Below are 23,636 nucleotides of genomic sequence, written 5' to 3' on the forward strand. Positions count from 1 at the left end.
CATGAAGACGGTTCAACCACACGCATCACCTGAACAGGGGATCGCGCTGTTAGGGGTCATCATTCTTGCGTTGGTACTGGCGTTGGTGGGCGCGGCGCTGCTCGATCTGGCAGGGCAAGAGGCGTCCAGTGCCTCGGGCGCAGCCGATGTTGCCGTGGCCCAGGCTGTTGCCGATGCGGCACAGGATCTGGTCATTGCCTGGTTTCATAGTCCGCACACCAGCCCATCGACATTGGCGGCACTTCTGACCAAGCTGCAATCGACTTCAGATGGAAGCCCCTCATTTTTTGACCAGGCCGGCCGGTCTCAATTTATCGGGACCGTCGATCACCCTGATCTGCTGCTTGATGCTTCACGAGGTGTAGACCAACAACTGTTGAACGATGCAGGTGCAGGAATGTTTCGACTTCTGAAGGATCTTGGTTCTGTGCAAGAGGTGAAGGTTTATGCACCGAGCACGCCCGGGTTGCTCTGTACGGTAGACGCGACGGTCACGACGGCGAGTTCATCCACGAGACATGCTGTCTCGATACAACTTGGCGCTCTTGAAATTCCGGCCCTGCGAGCGGGGATCCAGGTTGGAGGAAATCTTGGCCTGCCGCAGATCGCGCCGGAGTCAGGCGCGCTGGTGCATTGGGGAGATCTGATCGTCGGCGGTGATCTGGCTGTGCAGCGGGTAGAAGACCTCCCCTCACAGAGTGACAGCGCACCGGTGACAGCCGTGAGTTATCGCGATATGTCTCATCGCGAAGACCGATGGCTATCGATGTGGATAGGGGGACCGGTTCATCTCATGCAACTTTCACCGGGCCAGAGCAGTAATGGCGTGCTTCCCCTCAATGTCCATGCGAATCGGTATCCGGCTCCCGGGGTGCGGCGAGATCACTGGGGGTACGAACAGCTTAAGCAACTGGCCAAACAACATGGCACCTATTTGGCAATCGATCGGGATGGCCTTCTGTATGCGGGTGGGGCAGTAGAGCCGGGCCATGGTGTGCTGCCAGACGAGTATCTTCGGTCACGCAGTGTTGGCGAGGCTCGTGGGCTCATCTTTATCGACACGCTGGATCAGAAGGCTCCACGGGCTGACAATCTTGGGGTGGTGCGGTTGAGCGTGGGCTATCTTGAAGCGGTCCTTGTTGTACAAGGCCATGTTGTGGCAGGGCCTGCTGGGTCTGGGCAGCCCCTCTCTATATTGAGCCCTCCTGCGGCAGGCAACGGGGTGGCTGGGAGCAGGACTGCCGTTCAACTCTCGGATATTCATTTGAACGGGGTGCTCTATGCCGCCGGGAATATCACTCTCGATCGCTCCATGCGGGTCTTTGGGGCTGTAGCGGCGGAAGGTACGATTGCGACTGCTCGTCCTGGTATGACCCTGGAGCTGTGGTACGACCATGAGATGGGGCGAGGACTGTTTCGTGGGGTTCCGGTTGTCATGCGAGCGCCCGGGACCTGGATGGTCCGATATGAATGACGAAGGAGAGGCGAAAGGGAAAGAGCTGATGGAGAGTCCAAGCGGAAAAATTTCTGAGGTGGTTTCCCCTGAGATCGTTCAACGTCCGTTGCGCAAGTCTTCGTCTGCTCGCATGGATCGGGAGCGCCGTCTCCTTGCGCTGTTGGAGACTCGCGGTGTGCTCAGTCGAGATGAGGCAGAAGCCGCGCTTGAGGCGATACAGGCGGAAGGCGTCGACCTAGAAGCGCTCCTTCTCGACACCCATCACGTTGCCAAGTCTGACTTTGGTGCCGTGCTCAGCGAGTATTATAGCTGTCCGTTTCTTGCGTATGATGAACGCGCCGTCCTAGAGGTGGCGCTCCTCAAAAATCTTCGCATTGAGTACCTTCGGAAAAGCGCCTGGGTGCCGATCAAGCGGCAAGGAACGGTGGTGGAGATTCTGCGGACGGATCCGCAGGATCTCGATAAAGATCCGGATATCCGGCGGGCGTTTCCCCGGTTGACGATTCGAGTCGTGGTTGGACTGCGGCGCGATCTCGAAAAGTGGTTGCTTCTGGCCACTGAGCAGTCAGCTCGCGGGGCGATCGCCGACATTCTCGGCGAACTTGTGCATGAGGTTTGGAGTGAAACCGACGGCACCGCTCAGCAGATTACGGAGCACGATTCCGCTATTGTACGATTGGCTAACCAATTGATCGCGGAGGCAGATCGGCTGGGGGCTTCGGATATTCATATCGAGCCCTATTCGACCGGACGTGACACCGTTGTCCGCTTTCGTGTTGACGGGATCTGCTTTCCCTACATGAAGATTCCCTCCGGCTACAGGCGCGCGGTGGTGTCACGCATCAAAATCATGGCCAATCTCGATATTGCAGAGCGGCGTAAACCTCAGGACGGCAAGATTCGCTATCGTCTCGCAAAAGATCGAGACCTTGAGTTGCGTGTGGCGACGCTTCCTACAGCAGGCGAGAACGAAGATGTGACGTTGCGACTCCTGACCGCAAAAACACCGATGCCACTGGAGGCCATGGAGTTTATGCCGGGCGTTTTGCAGTGCGTGAAGGAGTTGGCTGAGTGTCCGCAGGGCATTCTTCTCTGCGTAGGTCCGACCGGATCCGGGAAAACGACCACACTGCATGCTCTGTTGAAGCAGGTGAATACCGATGCCCGTAAGATTGTGACGGCTGAGGATCCGATCGAGCTGACCCAGGAGGGGCTCCGTCAAGTACAGGTGCATCCCAAGATAGGCTTCACCTTTGCTGCGGCCATGCGGGCGTTTCTGCGCGCCGATCCGGATGTCATCATGATCGGGGAGATGCGCGACAAAGAAACAGCGGATATCGCGATTGAGGCATCGCTGACTGGTCATCTGGTCATGAGCACGTTGCACACCAACAGTGCCGTCGAGACCGTGACGCGTCTGTTGGACATGGGGTGCGATGCGTTCAACTTTGCCGATGCGATGTTAGGCGTACTGGCGCAACGATTGTGCAAGCGCCTCTGTGTGCATTGCAAAGAGCCGTACCATCCGGATCGGCAGGAGTTTAGCGACTTGGTTCAGGCCTATGGAGTGGCTGACTGGGATCGAGTCGGCGTCACGCATTCGCCGGAGCTGTATCTCTATCGCGCACGTGGATGCGAGCGGTGCAATCAGAGTGGATTCAAAGGCCGAATGGCGCTGCATGAATTGCTGGTCGGTTCCGACGAGGTGAAGCGGTGTATTCAGTCTCGGGCTCGAACGGCGGAGATGGCCACCGTCGCGAGGCGTGAGGGCATGGTGACGCTACTTCAACATGGGATTCAGAAAATCTTCGAAGGTGCCACCACCTATAGGCAAGTTCGTGCCGTGGCCGTGAAATAAAAATCCGAGTCAGCTCTTTTTGCGTCTGTTATCCCAACGGGCCACATCCCTCATCATCACGTTGTCTTCTTATCGCTGATTACTCTCTTTTGGCGGCCTGTATGTGTCGCATCTCCAGCCCCTTCAATCAGCCATCACTATATGCAGTGACCGTTGGGGTGCTCATGAGTTTCCCTACCTCAAATCGTAGCGACGAGCACGAGATTGTGAGAGTCCCGGCCAAAATTTGTCGGCACATTGCGCGAAAGCGCCCATCATAGGATCAAGCTTATTCTGAACAAGTATTTATAAATCAACTGGTTAAGCCGTGGTGAACGTGTCTGAGTAACGGCATGCCCCTTGCTCGGTTGTGGGTGCCATGATTCACTCTAGACCAAACAGACTGAGCAAGATCCGTTTACAAGAAGGAGGATTTACTCTTCTTGAAATCATGATCGTGGTCGTCATTGTTGGAATTGCTGCCGCACTGGCCGTTCCCAATCTGACATTCATGTATGCCAAGTACGAGCTCTATCAAACGACCACGACGCTGTATAACCGCCTTCTCATGGCTCGCACTGCTGCCATCAGTCGGAACGCCATGATCGTGGCCATGCCGGTCAATATTCCATTGGGTCAAGATCGGGTGACGTTTACGGCGCCCCTTGGAGCTGAAACGTTTCCTCTCAATGTGAAACTTGTCTTGCCGTTGCCGGTCAATCCGATCGGGTATACGCCAAGAGGACTAAGCACGTCGCCTTTGGCGGTTCAGACGATTCAGTTGCAAAGCGTACGCAATCCCAGTCTGATTTATACGATCTCGCTCGCGCCTTCGGGGAAGGTGACGTGGTGTCGGCAGGCCATCAACCCCTGTGTGCTGAACGCCACATCATGAACAAAGGAGCAGGCGAAATCATCATGAAGGCATGCAACGAAAAGGGGTTCACGCTTGTAGAGGTGCTCGTCTCGGCTGCTATTCTCGGAGTGGGAGTGATGGGCATGGCAGCCATGCAGGGCATATCGTTTACTAAAAACGTCGACGCCAACGACCTTTCCGTCATGACTAATGTTGCAGCGGACATGATGGAGCGCATTCAAGGCAATCGGCAGTATTCTTGGGCCTATAATAATTTGGATACCGCTGGGGCTGGAAACTGTTTGGCAGGTGGTATTCCCGCTCCTAGACCGGCCTTGCCGTTCTCCTCGACCGATCCTACGCCCCCTGCCACGAGAGGGATTCAGGGCGACTGTGTGCAGTGGCGAACGTTGGTCTTGGCCTCGAACTTGTTGAATCCACGGGGCACCGTCCAAGTCCTACCGGTGTTGCCTGCCCAAAAAGATTCAAGTGCCGTCCAAGTGACGGTGCGGCTTCAATGGACCGAACGTACCTCAACGCAACGTGTGCGTACGGTGGCCTTTCAGACAGTGATTGAGCCGGAATAGAGGCGCCAAGTGGGTATGTATAAAGTGAGAGTGCAGGGGGTACTTGTGAGACGATTGTTGGGTAGGCATGAGCAAGGCCAGAGGGGCTTTACGCTTACAGAAGTCATGGTTGCCACGATGATGACCACTGCTATTGTGGCGGCGGGGTTCAGCGCGCTTGTTGTGAGCCAAAAGAGCGCCCGTACTACCGGACAGATCGGACAAACCCAGGCGACGGCGCGAACCGCTCTCGACATGATCACGGCAGATCTGAAGCTGGCCGGATTTGGGATGCGAGGGCTAACAACTGCTGTCGGTGGATGTCATGTCAATGGCACAGCAGCGGCTCTGATTCCTGGCGACAACAATCCTCTAGGGGCAGACTTCGGATCTGACACCATCTCCATGGTGGTTCCGATGACGAATTCGATCATGGCTGTGGGGCCACTTTGGCAGGTTTTCCTTCCGCCCGGGGGGATTATCGGTGGGTTAGGCGGATTGATTACGAATATACCGATGCCAGCCAACGCGACGACCGCGATGGCCAACGTGATTCCTGGCGGCGCGGCTGCTCTTCTTGGAATGCCGGTATCGATCGGAGGAGTTTATGGTTCGGTCATTCAGGCGGTGAATGCCGGAGGGCTGACACTGAATCCGGCTATTCCCGGGCCCATTGCATTCGGTGGGGGTGCTCAAGTCTATCTGTTGCAATGCATTACCTATCAAGTGATTCCTCCGCCTGACGCGCTGAACCTTTGCCAGGGGGCTGCGCCATGTCTGGTGCGTGGGGCTGTTCCGATCGCGCTGGTGGGACCGGGTGGACCGCCGAACTGTAACCAGAAAAATTCAGGCTGCATTCCCATCATGGACGGCGTGGAAGATCTTCAGCTGGCCTATGCCTGCGACGGCTGTGATCCTCGGGTGAATACGGCGATTCCCGACTTGCACCCGGATGATTTGGATCTGTCCAATCAGTTCGATCAGGCCGATTTCATTACCAATCGGAATTGGTTCGGTACGGCTGGACCCTATGGCACCTATATGACCCCGAGGAAAATTCGCTTGGTGCAAGTCAACATCGTGGCCCGCGAAACCCGAGTCGATCAAGGTATAGGGGAAGCCAATTCAACCCCGGTGCACAGCACCGTGATTCCGGTTGTCAGTGATCACAATCATGCAACCGGTGTCTTTGCGCTTGGGGACAACACCACTCCCGCACAGCAAGCGGCGTATTTCCAGTTTCGTCGTCGTATCCTGACTCGGACCGTCGAACTCCGTAACCAAAGGTTCTAAGTATGTTGAATTGGCATGAAGTTTTGAGAGAAGACTGGCTGTGCAGCAATGAGCGCGGGACCTCGTTCATGACAGTCATGCTATTGCTGTTGATCACCGGTTCTCTGGGTGTGGCTGCGTTAACCATGAGCGGGCTTGAAAACTCGATGGCCGGTTCTCTTCGCGTGGTCGAGGAGGGGGCCGGTGCGGCAGAGTCTTGTGTGGGGACAGCCGTTCGCGCCATTCGGTTGACAATGGACGACCCGGAGATGGACGACGACGCGCTGGTTTTGATCGCGCCACTAGGGCCGGTGCCTGCGCTCAATAAGCTCGTCTTTTCGCAGGAGATAAACGGAACAATTCGAAATAGTACCGATGTGCCGGTCGGAGCCGGCAATGCGCCGAATCTTACGATGAATGTGAATAACTATATCGTGAATGGTGATATTGATTTCCTGTATGGCAAACAACGGGCCGATAGTAATATCGCTGATCCAGAAGAATCTGTCCGGGATTTTTTCTATCGCGTGGATTGTGTGGCGGCCAATGCCTCGACTGGAGCTATGAGCCGGGTGATCGCAACCTTTGCCTGCTATAGCAAGGGTGTCGGGTGTCAGAAGAGAGGGAATACATAATGGCTAAGAGCGCGCGCGGGCGTAGCATTCGTGGTTTGCAGATTTGAGGAGGCATAGGAGCCATGACTGTAACAAAGCGCAAGGGAAGTTCTTTGATGCTGCGGCGATATCTGGTGGCTATAGGGGGCTGGGTGCTGCTGATGAGTATTGCAGGTGTGACAGCTCCTGCATCGAGCTATGCCGACGAGCCGTTACCAGCTGCTGCGGCGAGCTATCCGACTGGGAAAGTTACATCGGTTTATGAGACGACATTTCAAATCGATGGACGGACGGTCGGCCTCGCTCCGGAAGCCGTGCTCGTTGACCGGCATGGCGATCCGTTGCAGCCTGCGGCCTTGAGAGTCGATATCGATGTGAAATATCACATTCAAAAGGGAACGACTGACAAAATCGATTGGATGCTGCTGGTTTTGCCCGAATAATCATCTTGGGGATCGCAATGTTGGACGAGACGTCGCAGGGGTTGAAAATGGAGGATGCCATGAAACGCCGGAATATTGCACTTCGTGGAGCCGCCATTGCCATGTTGGCATGGTTTCTTTCTCTGATGGGGGCGAGCACCGGCTCTGCTCAAACGATGGATCAATACTATGCGGTCCCTCCGTTTGTCAGCGACCAGGTCCTTCCGAACATCATCTTGCTGCTTGATAATTCCGGCAGTATGAGCGGCCTCGCGTGCGATCGGAATGATGACGGGGATTGCGTGGATGTCGCCGATCAAGTATTTACCAATACCGCTACGTATTCAGGCTACTTCGACTCCCTTACCTGTTACACCTATGACACGACTGATACGCGGTTTGAATTCAGCGCGACCAAGGCGGCGCTGGCGACGGCTTGCACCACAACTCAGTGGGACGGAAATTTTTTGAACTGGGCAACATTTAGGCGATTCGATGCGCTGAAAAAAGCAATGATCGGAGGAGATTGTTTGGTCGCACGCGCGGCCGACGGCACTTGCCCGACTAACGGCACGCCGGCACTCAAGACTGTTCGGGCGCAAGCAGCCGGTATCAATACGGAGATGGCCTCGATTGCGTATGGCGGTGGTGCCGGGGTCAACACCTATGTCGGCAGGATGCCCTCGGCTGACTACGGCGGGACCCCGGGGACGCTCTATATTGGGACCGATGCCGCCTATTTCTGTGTCGATAATGACAATACGTTCAACACCAACTGTGGAGACAGCTATAGCCAGAGGAAATATGAACTAAAGGTCGGGTACAGCGTTGAACCGACCGGCGTGATTCAGCAGATCGGCGCTCAGGCGAGATTCGGCTTATTCGAGTTCAAGCCGGCCGGCGATGGTGCAAGGATGCTCGTGGGAGTGGGGGCACGCCAGTCGATAGATTTCGGCGGCGGTACGGTTGAAACGTTTAATACCAACGTTGCGGCAATGGTTGATGCGGTGCAAGAATCGTTTCCTTCAACCTGGACGCCTCTCTCCGAATCGCTCTACGAGACCGTTCGATACGTCGCCCAGATCAATTCCACATACGTCCCCGGATCCTACGTGTTCCCCATCGCCTTTTCCGGCGGCATTTCCAATGGTGGGGCCTTTGCCACCAATGGGGTTGGTTCCATCGGAACATCGGAGATTTCGGCTCTGACCGGTACGGAAGTCTGCCCGGTTGGGTACATCGCCAATGCGTGCGGTCGCGATCCGTTTTTCTTCGGGAGCAACCATACGCCGCCTTGGGCTTCGACATCGACCCAGGTCACCTGCTGCAAGACGTTTGTGATTCTCGTCACAGATGGAGAGCCTACTCAAGATACGAACATCCCAACTGGGCTCAGGGATTATGCGCATGGACAACATGGGCAGCATTGTGTAGGTGGAAACGCTACTATTCATGCGCCGAATGGGACTTGTAATACGAATCAGGCGACACCGGCGGCGACGCTTTTGGGCGAGCACAAAACCGATTATGCCAACAGCGGCAATCACTATTTGGACGATGTGGCCTACTGGGCACACACGAATGATTTGCGCCCCTGCAGCGGGGCTGCGGATGGATCAATAGCTGTGCTCGGCGTAACCGGCCACTGTCTACCTGGTTTTCAGAACGTGACGCTCTATACCTTCTTTGCCTTTGGGAACATTGCCGGCCGTGAAATCCTGATGCATGCGGCAAGGCTTGGTGGATTTGAAGACACCAATGGAAATAACCTTCCCGACGTGACCTCGGAGTGGGATAAGGTCATCAACGCGACGGGCGCGCCTGGAACCGACGGAATTCCGGATAACTATTTTGAGTCCTCCAACGTGGACGATCTGCAAGATCGCCTGATGGCTGCAATTACAGCGATTATCCGTAAAAGTGCGTCGGGTACGTCGATTTCAGTGCTGGCGACATCCTCGACGGGTGAAGGATCCATCTATCAGGCCTATTTTTACACGACCGATGTGGGTCAGGCTGGCGCGAATGTGAAATGGACGGGGTATGCCCATGCCTTGTTTGTCGATACCTACGGAAACTTCCGCGAAGATACTAATCAGGATGGTGTGCTGACCTACGACATCGATCGGATTGTCGAGAGCCAGTATATCAATGACCCAACAAGTCCGAACTACCAAAAGGTGATGGTTCATAAGTTCGTCGACATGAATTCCGATGGCGTCGCGGATAGTGCCACACCGGTATTTACTGGCGAGCTTCGAACGATATTGCCGATATGGGAGGCGGGGAAGGAGCTGGCGTTAGGAACATCAGCTTCTCGGAAAATTTTAACGTGGGTCGACCCTGATAACGATGGGGTAGTCGATGCCGGCGAGCAAATTGCTTTTACGCCGGCCAACTGTGCGGCTCTACGGGACTATCTCAGATATGCAGGAGATGCTTGTTCAGGGTCGAGCAATGCCATGAATCTGATTAATTTCATCCGAGGCGATGAAGTAACGGGATTGCGGACGAGAATGTTAGAGGTTCCTGTTGGAAGCGGGAACTTCAAAGTCTGGAGGCTTGGAGATCCCATCCATTCGACTCCAACGGTTGTCGCCGCGCCTAAATCTCGCTATGACCTGGCCTATGGAGATTCTACGTACACCGCGTTCTATACGAAGTATCGCACAAGACGGCAGGTCGTCTATGTGGGAGCGAACGACGGCATGCTCCATGCGTTCAACGGAGGCTACTATCACAAGGGAGATAATCCAGCAACGGGCTCAACGGTTGAGCATGGCTGGTATACGAAAAATCCGACGGACAATTCCAGCGGCCCGAACTTAGGCGCTGAATTGTGGTCATTTATTCCACACCAGCTCTTACCGCAGTTGCAGTGGTTGGCTCGGACAGATTACACCCATGTGTACTATGTGGATCTGAAGCCCACGATTACGGAGGCACGTGTCTTCACGCCTGATGCCGACCATCCTGGTGGATGGGGGACGATTCTCATTGGAGGATTCCGGATGGGTGGCAGTTGCGGGCAATGCGCATCGGGGTCCGGTGCTGCTCCGATGACTGCTACGATCGGTGGGGTCTCGCGAAACTTCTATAGCGCGTATTTTGCGTTGGATGTGACCAATCCTGAAGTGGATCCTAAGCTGTTGTGGGTATTCACCGATAGTGGACTCGGTCTGACCACGAGTTATCCGGCCGTGGCGCGCATGAATCCGACCACGAATTCATCAATCGATCCTACCAATGAGAAATGGTATGTGCTCTTTGGGTCTGGCCCGAACGGATATCAAGCCGATTTGCCGTCCACTCCAACGCAAACTGCCAGCCTCTACGCCGTTGATCTGAAATTCGGGCCGAAAGTTGCGGTGGGCGGGAGTTTGACGACAATGCCGGTGGGAACCTATCGATCCTTCATGGGGCACGTCGTAGCCGTCGATAAAGATGGGGATTGGAGGACGGACGTCGCCTATGCTGCACGGACTCTTCACGACGGATCGTTGCCTTGGCGAGGGAAGATGTATCGCCTGACTATGGGGTGTCCTACTGCTCCTTGTGTTCCGACTAGTTGGGGGGTAGCCAATGGGGCTAATCGTGCGCCGACGGAAGTGCTGGATACATTTTGGGATGCGACAAGTTATACGACCAAAGAGATGGGGCCAACGGCCTCTTCACCGGTGGTGGCGGTCGATGATGCCGATAAGGTCTGGGTGCTCTTTGGGACGGGGCGATACTTCGGCAATACAGACAAAGTTGACAGCACGATACAGCGCTTGTTTGGTATCAAGGATTCGGTATTAAGCGGAACGTGCACGGAAACCAGCATCACTAGTTGTTACGATGATGACCTTGTCGATGTAACCAACGCGGTCATCTGTCTCATTTGCAGCGGGGGTACCAATCAAGTCACGGACCCCACGAATCCCGGAGTGACCTCATTTAACGGGACGGGCACGACCTCCATGATGGGCTTAGTACAGAGTAAAGATGGGTGGAGGGTGAATCTGCCAGGCCCTGTGACGTTGATCGATTCAGTGAGCGGGCTTGCGACAAATTATGCCTCTGAGCGGTCGGTGGTCAATCCGACGTTGATTGCCGGCTCGATCTTCTTTCCGACCTTTGCTCCGACGAATAACTTCTGCGCCTCTGACGGGATAAGCTATCTCTATGTGCTGTACTATAGAACGGGGACGGCCTCTACGGTGCCAGTAATTGGAACCACGACTTCGGGTGGAAATACCGTGGTAAACGGCAAGTTTGGCAGTATCGATGGTTTGCTCTCAGCCGTGACCATACATTGTGGACAGGTGTGTAGCGCGAAAGGCCAAAGCTCTACGGGAGCTTTTACGTCGACGGGGCTAGAGCTTGAAGGAAACTACAGCCGTTTTGTTAATTGGATCCATCAGCGGGACTAAGTTGCCGTGAGCTTTGTCATGAATATGAGGCTGAAAATGTCTTGTGTGGAAAGCAAGTATTGAGGAGATATGCGCGCTGAAAGTCAACAGCGATTGATCATAGGGATTGGGGCCCTGAGCCTTTTACTTGGCGCTGCCTGTAGCGGTGGTAGTGCGGGCGATGTGCCTTATGCCACGGCTCAATCAAAGGGAAATCAACCCCCAGTTGTGATCTCGGCAAAAATTCTTGATGCCCCGCTATCATTGGCAGTTCCTGTTTCGGTGCAGATTCAAGCGGAGGACCCAGAGCGAGAAGCGGTCACATACCATTATCAATGGTATGTGAATGAAGCTCCTGTGGCGGGGCAAACGAATCCGACGCTGCCATCGGAAGGGCTTCGGCGAGGTCAGCGGGTTAGTGTGGAGATCATTCCTGTCGACTCTGTGCAGAAGGGCCAGCCTTACAGGACGGCAGGAGTACTTGTTGGAAACACGGCTCCCACGATTTCAGCCGTGACGTTGCGGCTTGCAGATAACGGCGTACGAGTTGAGTCGCAGGTTGAGGTCAGTGATCTCGATCATGATCGGATAGATCTCACCTATAGATGGTTTCAGGAGGATAAGGTCATCAAGGAAGGCGAAGAGCCTTCGCTCTCCATCAAGGGTCTTAATCCACGGGTGCCTGTAGTTGTAGAGGTTCTCCCGCAGGACTCAGAAGCAACTGGGAAATCGCTTCGCTCCGTGCCCCTTCTGTTAAACAACCATCCTCCTCAAATCGTTTCGACTCCTCCTGCGCCTCCGGGTGCAGGGGGGTATGAATATCTTGTTAAGGCTGTTGATGAGGACGGTGATAAGATTTCATTTCAGTTAGAGCAGGCGCCGGCAGGCATGACCATCGATGAAACGACGGGTCGTCTCATCTGGGCAATATCGGCTGAGCAAGTTGGTGCTGTTCACGTTAAGGTGCTTGCAAAGGATGGGCAGGGCTCTGTCGCTTATCAAGAATTTGACTTAACATTTGCAAGAGAAGCCGCCCCCGCCAAGCCTGCTGGCGTCTGATTCACTGAACTGCTTGTCTCGTCTTTTCTCTCTCTGCTAGAATCAGCCTAGCTGATGTCCTAGGAGGGAGACGACCCTGCATTCGTGCGTAAACTAAAACTACGAGAAGGCACTAACACTGCCGCCCTCTTTGGTCACCACGACCGGCACCTCAAGCTTATTGAGGAGGATCTCGGCGTGCGGCTGTCCGCGCGCGGTGAAGAAGTCACCCTCGATGGTCTTCCAGACGCGACTCGCCAAGCTGAACGAATCCTCTTCGAACTCGCGAATCTCACCAACGAAGGACTCGTGCTTCAAGTCGACGATGTGACGCATGCACTGACGGCGTTGCGTCAGACACCGGATGCCTCCATTAAAGAGGTGCTGACCAACGCCACGACGATCGTCACGAAGAAGCGCTTCGTTGGTCCCAAATCCCCCACGCAAAAGTCCTACATTGAGGCGATCGAGACACACGATATTGTGATTGCGATCGGGCCTGCCGGTACGGGCAAGACGTATCTGGCCATGGCGATGGCGGTCAGTGCCTTGATGAAGAAAGAAGTAAGCCGCATCATTCTGGCGCGGCCTGCAGTCGAAGCCGGCGAGAAGCTCGGCTTTCTCCCCGGCGATATGTTTGCGAAGGTGAATCCCTATTTGCGCCCGCTCTACGATGCGTTGTTCGACATGATGGATATGGAGCGAGCCAATCGCATGATTGAACGGGGGGATATCGAGATTGCACCGTTGGCGTTTATGCGTGGGCGTACCCTGAATGACTCATTCGTGATTTTGGACGAAGCTCAGAATGCCACGGCGGAACAGATGAAAATGTTCCTCACCAGATTGGGGTTTCATTCCAAGGTGGTTGTGACCGGAGATATTACGCAGATCGATCTGCCGTCCGAGCGGGTGTCCGGTCTCATCGAAGTGAAAGAAATCTTGCGAGATATCGACGGGATCGCGTTCGTGTATTTCGATGAGAAGGATGTGGTTCGTCATCGACTGGTGCAGGACATTGTCAAGGCCTATGATCGACATCAGTCTGCAACTGGTGGCGATCCCAGGCTGTCTAAGGGGCCGGCCGCGCCGCATGTATCGCCGTCCGGGCCCAATAAGTGGTCTTCCTCTGGTTCACCGCCTCGAGGCTCCTCAGGCCAATCCCACTAGCCGCGCGAATTCTTCATGTCTATCCATTGTTACTATTTCACGACAACATTCATGAAGAGTCTGCGCTAATGACTGTGTATTTGCGTGTGCGGCTGACTCGCGTGAAGGTACGCCAGGCGGCACTGAAGCGTCTGGCAGAGCATGTGCTTGTCGTGGTCGGGGAAAAGCAGTCAGAGCTCAGTATCGATTTGGTAGGCGATGCACGGATGCGCCGGTTGAACCACCAGTATCGGAAGAAGGATCGCACGACCGATGTCCTGGCGTTTGCCATGCGCGAGTCGGGCAGCCCGGTGTCGGCTCTGCTCGGCGATGTCGTGATCTCGGTGCCGACGGCGCAGCGACAAGCGAAAGAAGGCGGTCGATCTCTTAGTGAGGAATTGGCCTGGTTACTGGTTCATGGAGTATTGCACCTCTGCGGCTACGATCATGAGCGGAGCGACGCGGAGGCGCGCCGCATGAAGCGGCGGGAGCAAGCCGTGTTACGAGTCCTGCGGCCGATTCCGACGTTAGCGACAGTGCCGCTGGTGAGTCGGATTCGTGCTGGCGTAACGACGACGAGGAGACGGTAGCGATGGGATGGTTTCAGCGGCTGAGTGATGGTCTCAGCAAGACGCGGCAGGTCGTTCGGCAATCACTGGATCGAGTCTTGGGGCGTACGCCTGATCCGGCGATGCTGGAGGAGTTGGAGGCCGCGTTGCTCACGGCAGACTTGGGTGTGCGGGTGGTCGACCGGTTAATGACCCATGTGCGGGAACATGCCAGAGGAGCGGATGCAGCCAACTCTGAGGCCTTGCAGAATGTGTTGAGCCGGACCCTGTACGATGTTCTGGCGCCGGTGCAAGGGGCATCGCTGGAACAGCTGATTGAGAAGGGGCCGAAGCCTTTTGTGGTGTTGATGGTCGGGGTGAATGGCGTCGGGAAAACGACGACCATTGCCAAGATAGCGCAACGATTGGTGCAGGGGGGGCGCCGCCCTCTGCTCGTCGCCGGCGATACCTTTCGTGCGGCGGCAATCGATCAGTTGCAAGTGTGGGCGGATCGGGTTGGTGTGGACGTGATCCGGCATCGCCATGGGGCGGATCCGGCGGCCGTGGCGTTCGACGGCATCGTGGCCGCCAAGGCGCGCGCGGCCGATGTGGTCCTCATCGATACGGCCGGTCGGCTGCATACAAAATCTAATTTGATGGAAGAATTGCGGAAGATCCTTCGGGTGATCGGCCAGGCGCTGCCAGGGGCGCCGCATGAAATTCTGCTGGTGCTGGATGCGACGGTCGGACAGAACGCGTTAGCGCAAGCGCGACAGTTCAAGGAAGTCGTCGGCGTGACGGGGCTGGTTCTCACCAAGCTCGATGGGACGGCGCGCGGTGGGATCGTGGTAGCCATTGCCGACGAGCTGAAGCTTCCCGTCCGTTTGATCGGTGTGGGAGAGGCAGTCGAAGATCTGCAGGACTTCAATCAGGAAGCCTTCATTGCCGCGTTATTCGGCCAACCGGCTGCTCGGTCATAACCCGCCATTTTCTTTTCGCTCCGAACCCCCTGTGCTATGGTGATGACGTACCGCTCTGGATATTGTTGCCAATAGCATTCACCCGTGTCAGAGGCAGAGATTTCGAATGATCAAGATCTTAATCGTCGACGATGACCAGATGAACTGTGATCTCCTGCAGGCCGTGTTCATGCGGCATGGGTATCAAGTGATCACCACGACCAGCGGGCGTGAAGGGCTGAATCTGTTTCGCAAACATACCCCGCGCATTACGTTGCTCGATCTGCGCATGCCGGAGATAGACGGACTGACGGTCTTGAAAGAGATTCGGGCGATCGATCCCGAGGCGCCGGTCATTATTCTCGGCGGCGGAGCCACGGAAGTGCAGGAGAATCAGGCCCGTTCCCTGCGCGTCACCGACTTTATCCGGCGCGGGCTGTCGCTCGATATTTTGGTCGAAGCGGTGCACCGGGTGTCTCAGATGCCGGTCAAGGCCAATTCGACGCCGGTCTCCCCGATTCCCTCGTTCGCCGGGCAAGAGACAGCGGAGTCGGTGATGGTCGTCGATGACGATCCGCTGGTGCGCGATTTGCTCGTACAGTTCCTCAGTCTGCGCGGGTACCGGACATTGGGTGTGAAGGATGGATATGAAGCGTTGCGAGTCGTCGAAGAAGCGCCGCCGGATCTGCTGTTGCTCGATATGGTGATGCCCGGGCTGTCCGGGATTGATGTCCTGAAAACGCTCCGGGAGAAAGAGTATGCCGGTGGCGTGATCATCATGACTGGGAGCCACAACGAAGAGATGTTGGAAGAAGCCTGGTCGCTGGGTCCGCAAGAAGTACTGGGCAAGCCCATCGCTCTCGATCGCCTATTGACCGCCATTCAGCTTGTGCTCGTCTGTCGCGAGTGCTAAAACCCTTCCGATGCCAGTCGGAAGCTCGCGCCTCAGTTACATCACTTGTCTCATCGGATTGTCGCTGTTCCTGCCCCTGTCACAGGGGTGGGCCGGCGAACTCCCTTCGTCTCCGTCTACCATTGTCCGGCACGCACTTCGTGCGAGCATCGACCCTGACCAGCACCAGCTGACCGTGATCGATCGGATGGTCGTGCGGGTGGGTGGTTCTCAGCCGACGCTGGACTTCACCTTAGCCAAATCGTTGCGTCTTGAGACGGTGGCGCTTGTGACCAGGGTGGGGACAGAAGAGCGCCTGACACCTGTCCCGACGTCGTTGGGCGATGCGGCAATTGATTCCCATCTCCGCTCCCTCCTGGTCTCGCTGCCCGACCAGAGACATGAAGAGGTCACGCTGGAATGGCGCTATCGCGGAGCCATTGATGATCTGCCGCGTGAACCACGGCATCTGCGATTCGTGACGCCGAGTGAGACGTCCGGGCATATCGGTCCGGAGGGTGTCTACATGAGCAGCGAAACAGGCTGGTATCCCGATTTGACCGGCTCGCTCGCATCCTATGCGTTGACGGTTGAGATGCCAAGTGGATGGACCACGGTGAGTCAGGGGCATGGAGGTACGGAGCAGGATTGCTCACAGCCCCGCTCTGATGGTTCGTGCGTCAGCCTGCAAACCTGGACGTCGGGAGTCACCGAAGCGCTTACGCTGGTGGCCAACCGGTTCATGGTGAAGACGCGGGATTGGAAGAGCGCAACTGGACAAGCCGTTCAGCTGGCGACCTATCTGTTTCCCGACGATGCGGCGCTGGCGGACGAATATTTGGATGCGACCGTCAAATATCTTGACGCCTATGTTCCGCTGTTGGGGCCGTTCCCCTTCGAGCAGTTTGCCGTGGTGGAGAACTTTTTTGCGAGCGGCTTGGGGATGCCATCCTTTACCTTGCTGGGGAGCGGCAGCATCAAGCGTCACTATACTCAGCCCTATGCCTTAGGGCACGAGATCGTCCATTCCTGGATCGGCAATGCGGTGTGGAATCGTCCCGAGAGTGGCAATTGGGTCGAGGGGCTGACGACATACCTGACGAATTATTATTGGCATGAGCTAATCCACGATGATCGGCAAGCGCGCGAGCAGCGGCGATTGATGTTGCAAGGCTACAGTCTCTATGTGACTCCGCAGCAGGATTATCCCATCGCCGAGTTTCAACGGAAGAGCGATGAGAAAGACAACGCCATCGGTTACCAAAAGGCGGCGATGGTGTTTCACCAGCTTCGCATGGAGATTGGCGATGAGGCATTCTGGCGCGCAGTGAAGCAGTTGATCGCAGAGTATTCAGGGCGGCATGCCGACTGGCGGGATCTCGAACGGATCTTTACCCAGTCCAGTGGACGAGAGTTGCGGTGGTTCTTTGAGCAATGGATCGAGCGGCCTGGCGCGCCCGCCGTCGCCATTGTCGAGGCGGCGGCCTCTCCCAGTCAGCAGCAGCCAGGGGCGTACACGTTGCGCGTCAGACTCACTCGGGAAGGCGGGGCGTTCCGGTTCATTCTACCGCTGGCCATCGCGATGAACGGATCGACAACCTCGGTGCCGGTGGCCTTGGCTGCCGAGCAACGCGACATCGAGTTGGTGGTGCCGGCTGAGCCGCTGAATGTGTCGATCGATCCCGAGTTCATGAGTCTGCAACGATTGAAGCGGGAGCAAATGGCCCCCGTGCTGAATCTGTTTGTGACTGATCAGCGAAAAGCGGTGCTGCCGCTGTTTCCTGACAGTGCAACGCCGTTCAAGGAACTGGTCGCGCGGATCAAGGCGCAAGATGCGCAGGATCCAACCAAGCGCACGACCGCCATCTTGCCGATGGACATCGTGGCCTTGCCTCCGTCAGGATCGGTGTTGGTCGTGGCGACGGCAGACCGTCACGCGCAGGTGCAATCGTTGCTCGCGAAGGCGTGCGGAGATCTGGCGACAGTGGGACCGGACGGATTTCGCATTGCCGGAACCGCCTACGAAGGCCGGCGCATGGCGGTGCTGTTATCCTGCCATCGGCCAGAGGCACCCGGTTCGGTTGTGACCCTGTTGTATGCGATGGATCCGGCGGCAGCGGCGAAGGTGGCGCGGCTCCTCTTCTTTTATGGATGGCAGAGCGCGGTGGTCTTCGACGAAGGCACCGTGACACAACGAGATATGTGGCAGGCGTTTCAGGGAATGAAGGAGGTTCGACGTGATGAACAGCGGTAATCGAATGCGCAGTCTGATCGTAGTTGCGATCACCATGGTCTTGTGGCCTCAGCTTGGACTGACTGCCGATCGAGCGAAAAGCGCGCCGGCCGCTAAGGCCGCCGTGTCAGGATCAAGTAGTGCCGAGCGGCATTTCAAGAATGTGAAGCAGCTCACCTTCGGCCGGCAAAATGCCGAAGCCTATTTTTCCTTCACGGGGAATAAGCTCATTTTCCAGTCGACCAACAACTGGATGAAAGACACCTACGCGGCCACCCTGAAACCGGGCGACATCCCCCTTGGCTGCTACCAGATGTATGTGATGGATCTGGAGAGCGAGAGTGTCCGCCTGGTCAGCACCGGGTCGGGCGCCACGACCTGCGGCTACTTCTTTCCGGGCGATCGGCGGGTGCTCTACTCCTCCACCCATCTGCACGGGCCGAACTGTCCGCCTAAACCGAAGCGCGAAGGCCCCTATCGCTGGGCGCTCGACGACTATGATCTGTTTGCCGCCCGCATCGACGGGCAAGAGATGCAACGGCTGACCAATACGCCCGGCTACGACGCGGAAGCCACGGTCTCGCCGGACGGCAAGAGCATCGTGTGGACCTCAGTTAGAGACGGCGATTTGGATATTTATGTCATGGACCTCGATGGGTCTCACCATCGCCGCTTGACCGACGATGTCGGTTACGACGGCGGAGCATTCTTTTCTCCGGACAGCAAACGCATTGTCTATCGGGCGTCCCATCCCACGGATCCGGCCGAGATCGCGCACTACAAAGAGTTGCTGGGGCAGCGGCTGGTGGAGCCGGGCCAACTGGAACTGTTCATCATGAATGCCGACGGCAGCGGCAAGTACCAAGTGACGTCGAACGGCGCATCGAATTTCTCACCGTTTTTCCACCCGGACGGAAAGCGGATTATTTTCTCTTCCAACGTTGAAACTCGCGGCGAGGGCGGCCGGCCCAGCTTTCATCTGTATCTCGTGGGCGACGACGGCGCCGGATTGGAACGCCTGACGTTCGACGGACAGTTCAACAGCTTTCCGATGTTCTCGCCGGACGGCAAACGCGTGGTGTGGGTATCCGACCGCAACGCGAAGCAGCCGGGCGAGTTCAATGTCTTCCTGGCAGATTGGGTGCCGTAAGGCAGCGATACGTGGCGAGTGATCGGTCTCATGGATAATGCTGATCCAGTTCCTCCTGCGGGTCAGGAGCCGCGAGTCTCGTCGCTCGTGTCTCTGGCCAGTCTCTGTGCGGCTCTAGCCTGTGTCTTTTGGGGCCTGCGCCAGCTCGACGGTCCGACGGCGCGCTATCTGCGTACGATCACCACGCCGGAGGGCGGCGGGACGCTGACGGTTCCCTGGATGGCGTTCGTGAGCCATGCCGGCAACTGGATCGGAGATGGGCGGCAGTTGCTGATCGTCAGCGCGATCCTGCTGGCTGTGGGATGGATGTTGCCGGCTTCGCGTGGGCTTGCGATCGGTGTACAAACGCTGTGGGCGCATGGGCTGGCCACGGTGCTCGTTCATACGGTGAAGCATCTTGTCGGTCGGCCACGGCCGAAATTCTCTGCATCGGGAGATTGGTCCATCGCGCCGTCACTGGCCTCCGGGTTTGACTCGTTTCCGTCCGGCCATACGACGGCGACCGTTGCGCTCGCGGTGGTCTTGAGCCGCCGCGTTCCGTCGCTGGCGGTTCTGTGCATGAGCGTCGCGGCATTCGTCGCGCTCAGCCGTGTGTTGCGCGGATCGCATTTCCCCAGCGATGTGTTCGGCGGGTGGGTATTGGGAACGGTAAGCGGGATGGTGGCGGCCGCTCCGTGGAAGGACTGGATTCGGTCGGTTGAATCCGCTCTCTATCATGCTGCAATCGGAACGGTCTGGGGCTTTGCACTCTTCTGGTCATTGACGTATCCGGTCGAGTCCGGGCCGGAGAGCCTGTTTCTCATCGGGGTCGGTGCCTTGCTGGTCGCGGTCGGCTTCGTGGCGTACCTCCGCAAGCGGTGGCCGAGCCGCGTGGCGTTGACAACAAGTTCAACGCAAGGGCCGATCTTGGCGATGGCGCTTGGCTTATCGCTGATGTCCACGGCACCCATTGTCATGGCGTCAACCGGATTGCTCTGCGTCGCGCTCTGGCTCCGCGGAGATCAGGCCCCGAATGCGATGGAAGAATCTTGCTGGATTCCCGTGCTCAGAGAGTGCGAGTTGATCGGAGCGGTCCTGCTGAGTCTGGCCATCCTCGTGGCGGGTCGAGGTGTTCTGCCGCTGTTGTGAAACCGTGATCCATGAATGATGGGCAGGTGTGTGTTCTCCACCCGTTCCGTCTTCTCAATGACCGAAGATCTTGGGTTCGAGCGCAGGCGGTGGAGGAAGGAGACCCTCTGGAATGTTCACCATCGGCTCACTGGCTAAGAGCAGATAGCCGTAGCGCTTTAAGATCGGCTGGTAGTTTTTGAGATCCCCCGGCAGTTTGTCCACAAACGATTCCGGCAGCAGAATCATCGTGCGGCCCGGCTGGCCCAGGGCTCGGCGGAGGGTCTCTTCTTCACCCGACCCCACGAAGAGTACTTTGCGTCTGGCATAAAAGGCTGTTGAAGGTCGCGTTGCTCCGTAAGCGATCAGTTGTTCGCCCGGCGCCAGGTTCAATCCGGCCGCGTAGGCCAGCTCTTGCTGCGGCGCGACAAAATAGCGATTTGCCGCCGGCAGGACGAAGACCATCAACACGAGCACCACGCCGAACAGCGATCCGCCGGCCGCCCAGAAGGCCGCGCCGCGCCTGGTTTCAGACAGACCGAACAATCCCACCAGCCCCATGCCCACCAGCAGGACGGTGGCGGCGACATAGGGTCCGCTGCCCAGAGTGAGCTGCGTGGCCAATGGGTATTCTTTCGTGAGTTTGCCCGCCAGTATCGTGTCGTAAATCCAAGGCAGGCAGGCCATGGCTCCCGCCAGAAGAAATCCCAGCCACATCACGACATGAACGGACGCATTGCCGCCTCTGGTCGACGGTTCTCTCACGCAACGAGACCAATAGGAGGCGGTCAGCATCGCGGCAGCGGGAAAGAGCGGGCCGATGTAATGGGGAAGTCTCGTCGAAGAGAGCGTGAAAAACACCAAGGTCGCGAAGATCCAGGCGGCGGCGAACCAGTCTAGTTTGTCAGACTGTAAGGGAGCAGGGATCACGGGTGATGGATCTGTTCCCTCGCCAGGCGTCTCGTGCGTCACGCCTAAGGCCTTACGTTCTGCGCGCCAATTCTTGTAGGTCTGCGGCCAGGCAAAAATCAGCCAGCCGCTCCAGGGGAAAAAGCCGAGCAGCAACACTGGAAGGTAGAACAAGAATCCGAAGCTGTGTCCCTCCATCGGCTTGAGAAAGCGCCCGACGGTATTGGCTTGCGCGGAGGCCGTGTACTCGCTGCCGTGGAGCCACCACATGCCCGCGTACCAGGGCAGCGCGATCAGGATTGTCAGCGCCGTGCCTGCGAGCGGTCGTCCCTCTTGCCAGAAGGATCGCCACTGTTTCGTGAGTGACAGATAGAGCGCCACGACGATCAGAGGAACCAGGAACCCCACCGGTCCCTTCGCCAGCGTCGCAATGCCCATGGCGGCATAATAGACCCACATCCAGGGGCGTCGCTCGCGCGTGGTCTGAAATCCCAGCCAGAAGGCGAAGAGTGAGAGCGTGGTGAAAAAAATCAACACACTGTCGGTCAGGGCCATGCGATTGAGCCCGATCATCTGGAGATTCAGCGCCAGCATCAATGCGGCAAGTAAACCCGTATTCGAGTCGCGTAGGCGCGTGAGAAACAGATAGGTCATCAGGACCAGGCCGAGCCCGAAGAAGGCCGATGGGAATCGCGCGGCGAATTCGCTGACGCCGAACGTCTTGTACGAGGCGCTCATCAGCCAGTAGACGAGTACAGGTTTCGCGTAGCGGGGTTCGTAGTTGAAGGTGGGGCTCATCCAGTCGCCGGTTTCGAGCATTTCTCGCCCGGCTTCGGCGTTGCGCCCTTCGTCGCGATCGGTCAGGCCAAGGGCGCCCAGATTCCAAAAGAATAAGATGCCGCAGAGGGCCAGTAGTAACCCGATATGACGAATGACGGGCGAGGCATGTTCGGACGAAGGTCCGGGTATCTGCGAAGAGGACTCACTCATCCCTGATCACTCTTGGCGGGGTCGGTGTGTTTCGGGCGATAGATCAGCATGAGATTGCGCACGTAGACGACGGCGCCGATGCTCTGCCCGGCAATGAAGACAGGATCTTTCCGATAGATAGCATAGGCCAGCGTGATGAGGCCTCCGACGAGACTCAAGTACCAGAAGGAGACCGGCACTTTGCTGGACGCGCTCCGTTCCGAGGCGAGCCATTGTACGATCCAGCGGCCGAAGAACAGGCCCTGGCCGAGAAATCCCGTGACGATCCAGATGGTTTCAGTTGTGATCATAGAAAGAGGACTGCGAGTTAGTGACGTAGTGTGTACCGTAAACAGCGATGTTGCATCCAGCGCACGGCGATCAGATCGTAGAGGCTCTTGAAGAGCCGGTTGCCGACGCCGTATTTGGAAATGCCATGCGCTCGGGGATGGTGGCTGACCGGAATTTCGGTGACGGTGAAGCCGTGCATGAGGGCTAAGGCCGGGAAAAACCGGTGCATGCCGGTGAAGAGCTGCAGCTTGTCCACGACGGCGCGCCGGAAAATTTTCAAGGAACAGCCGGTATCGTGCACGCGGTCGCCGGTCACGGCGCTGCGCACGGCGTTCGCGATGCGCGAGGAGAGCTTTCTGACGAGATTATCGTTGCGGCTGGTGCGCCACCCGCACACCAGATCGAATTTCTGTAAAAGGGGCAGCATCTTGTCGATATCGGCGGGATCATTTTGCAGATCGCCGTCCAGTGTTATGACCAGGTCACCGGTGGAATATTTGAATCCGGCGTCGAAGGCGGAAGACTGCCCGTAGTTGCGGTCGAAGTGCAGGACGCGGACGGCCGGATAGGTTTGTTTTAGCTGGTCCAGCAGTTCGCTGCTGCCGTCGCTGCTGCCGTCGTCGACGTACACCAGCTCAAACGGCGCGGTTTTGGATTCTTCGCGCGCCGACAGAACCTTGAGCACCTGTTCGGTCAGCGGCGTGAGATTGTCTCGTTCATCCTTGATGGGAATGACGACGGAGGCCCATGGGCGAGTGGAATTGGTCATCGTGCGTGGCGGCTCCTGCACGAACGGGGGCACAGGACTATAGTGGATTCCACACGCGCCGTGATCATCTGTTTCGTGAGCGGGGTGAGATTGTCCCGTTCATCCTTGATGGGCATGACAACGGAAGGCCACAGATGAGGTGTTGGGCTCATGAGGCGCCGCGCGGTCTTGATGAGTGTCGCAACATCGTCACGCCGGCATTCTA

19 protein-coding genes are annotated in these 23,636 nt (G+C 57.0%); 16 read left to right on the forward strand and 3 right to left on the reverse strand.

Annotation, left to right across the window (positions count from 1 at the left end; translation table 11 throughout):
- The first annotated feature begins 1 nt into the window (after position 1).
- The 16 genes from NITLEN_RS08735 (at position 2) to NITLEN_RS08810 (ending at position 20,514) form a co-directional block, all read left to right on the forward strand.
- Positions 2-1,474, forward strand: coding sequence for a hypothetical protein (locus tag NITLEN_RS08735; protein ID WP_121989208.1), 1,473 nt, complete (start codon positions 2-4; stop codon positions 1,472-1,474).
- Positions 1,467-3,314: a GspE/PulE family protein gene (locus tag NITLEN_RS08740; protein WP_245924418.1), complete on the forward strand. Its 1,848-nt coding sequence runs from the start codon at positions 1,467-1,469 to the stop codon at positions 3,312-3,314. The genes NITLEN_RS08735 and NITLEN_RS08740 overlap by 8 nt, the downstream gene beginning before the upstream one ends.
- 358 nt (positions 3,315-3,672) lie before the next feature.
- Positions 3,673-4,188: a pilus assembly FimT family protein gene (locus tag NITLEN_RS18545; RefSeq protein ID WP_121989209.1), complete on the forward strand. Its 516-nt coding sequence runs from the start codon at positions 3,673-3,675 to the stop codon at positions 4,186-4,188.
- A gap of 23 nt (positions 4,189-4,211) precedes the next feature.
- The gene (gene pilV, locus NITLEN_RS08750) at positions 4,212-4,736 is read left to right on the forward strand and encodes a type IV pilus modification protein PilV (protein WP_181416738.1); all 525 of its coding nucleotides are present in this window, start codon (positions 4,212-4,214) and stop codon (positions 4,734-4,736) included.
- Positions 4,737-4,853: 117 nt separating this feature from the next.
- Positions 4,854-6,008 (forward strand): PilW family protein, encoded by a 1,155-nt coding sequence (locus NITLEN_RS08755; RefSeq protein ID WP_181416739.1) that lies wholly within the window; start codon positions 4,854-4,856, stop codon positions 6,006-6,008.
- 2 nt (positions 6,009-6,010) lie between these two features.
- Entirely contained in the window at positions 6,011-6,622 is a 612-nt protein-coding gene (locus tag NITLEN_RS08760; RefSeq protein ID WP_121989212.1) for a pilus assembly PilX N-terminal domain-containing protein, read from the forward strand.
- A gap of 62 nt (positions 6,623-6,684) precedes the next feature.
- On the forward strand, positions 6,685-7,044 hold the full coding sequence (locus NITLEN_RS08765) for a hypothetical protein (protein ID WP_146216146.1): 360 nt from the start codon (positions 6,685-6,687) through the stop codon (positions 7,042-7,044).
- Between the two features lie 59 nt (positions 7,045-7,103).
- Positions 7,104-11,438 (forward strand): pilus assembly protein, encoded by a 4,335-nt coding sequence (locus NITLEN_RS08770; RefSeq protein ID WP_181416740.1) that lies wholly within the window; start codon positions 7,104-7,106, stop codon positions 11,436-11,438.
- A gap of 69 nt (positions 11,439-11,507) precedes the next feature.
- Positions 11,508-12,476, forward strand: a complete 969-nt coding sequence (locus NITLEN_RS08775; RefSeq protein WP_121989215.1) for an Ig domain-containing protein — start codon at positions 11,508-11,510, stop codon at positions 12,474-12,476.
- A gap of 84 nt (positions 12,477-12,560) precedes the next feature.
- Positions 12,561-13,625 (forward strand): PhoH family protein, encoded by a 1,065-nt coding sequence (locus tag NITLEN_RS08780; protein ID WP_121989216.1) that lies wholly within the window; start codon positions 12,561-12,563, stop codon positions 13,623-13,625.
- Positions 13,626-13,693: 68 nt separating this feature from the next.
- Entirely contained in the window at positions 13,694-14,194 is a 501-nt protein-coding gene (gene ybeY / locus NITLEN_RS08785) for an rRNA maturation RNase YbeY (RefSeq protein ID WP_121989217.1), read from the forward strand.
- Positions 14,195-14,196: 2 nt separating this feature from the next.
- Positions 14,197-15,132 carry a signal recognition particle-docking protein FtsY gene (gene ftsY / locus NITLEN_RS08790; RefSeq protein ID WP_121989218.1) on the forward strand — a complete coding sequence of 312 codons (936 nt, stop codon included), beginning with the start codon at positions 14,197-14,199 and terminating at the stop codon, positions 15,130-15,132.
- Positions 15,133-15,238: 106 nt separating this feature from the next.
- A complete protein-coding gene (locus NITLEN_RS08795) occupies positions 15,239-16,024 on the forward strand; it encodes a response regulator (RefSeq protein WP_121989219.1) in 786 nt (261 codons plus the stop codon).
- A gap of 10 nt (positions 16,025-16,034) precedes the next feature.
- The gene (locus NITLEN_RS08800) at positions 16,035-18,257 is read left to right on the forward strand and encodes a M1 family metallopeptidase (RefSeq protein WP_121989220.1); all 2,223 of its coding nucleotides are present in this window, start codon (positions 16,035-16,037) and stop codon (positions 18,255-18,257) included.
- Complete coding sequence (locus NITLEN_RS08805; protein ID WP_342776538.1) at positions 18,244-19,386, forward strand: hypothetical protein; 1,143 nt, start codon at positions 18,244-18,246, stop codon at positions 19,384-19,386. Before NITLEN_RS08800 ends, NITLEN_RS08805 begins: the two co-directional genes overlap by 14 nt.
- Before the next feature lie 30 nt (positions 19,387-19,416).
- Positions 19,417-20,514 carry a phosphatase PAP2 family protein gene (locus NITLEN_RS08810; RefSeq protein WP_121989221.1) on the forward strand — a complete coding sequence of 366 codons (1,098 nt, stop codon included), beginning with the start codon at positions 19,417-19,419 and terminating at the stop codon, positions 20,512-20,514.
- 54 nt (positions 20,515-20,568) lie between these two features.
- On the opposite strand, the gene NITLEN_RS08815 is transcribed toward NITLEN_RS08810, so the two are convergent.
- The 3 genes from NITLEN_RS08815 to NITLEN_RS08825 are packed head-to-tail and all read right to left on the reverse strand — an operon-like array spanning position 20,569 to position 23,431.
- Positions 20,569-22,392 carry an ArnT family glycosyltransferase gene (locus NITLEN_RS08815; RefSeq protein ID WP_121989222.1) on the reverse strand — a complete coding sequence of 608 codons (1,824 nt, stop codon included), beginning with the start codon at positions 22,390-22,392 and terminating at the stop codon, positions 20,569-20,571.
- Entirely contained in the window at positions 22,389-22,682 is a 294-nt protein-coding gene (locus tag NITLEN_RS08820) for a lipid-A-disaccharide synthase N-terminal domain-containing protein (protein ID WP_121989223.1), read from the reverse strand. Before NITLEN_RS08820 ends, NITLEN_RS08815 begins: the two co-directional genes overlap by 4 nt.
- A gap of 17 nt (positions 22,683-22,699) precedes the next feature.
- Positions 22,700-23,431, reverse strand: a complete 732-nt coding sequence (locus NITLEN_RS08825) for a glycosyltransferase family 2 protein (protein WP_121989224.1) — start codon at positions 23,429-23,431, stop codon at positions 22,700-22,702.
- Positions 23,432-23,636: the final 205 nt, after the last annotated feature.

Origin of the sequence: Nitrospira lenta, from assembly GCF_900403705.1 — a bacterium.
GTDB lineage: Bacteria > Nitrospirota > Nitrospiria > Nitrospirales > Nitrospiraceae > Nitrospira_D > Nitrospira_D lenta.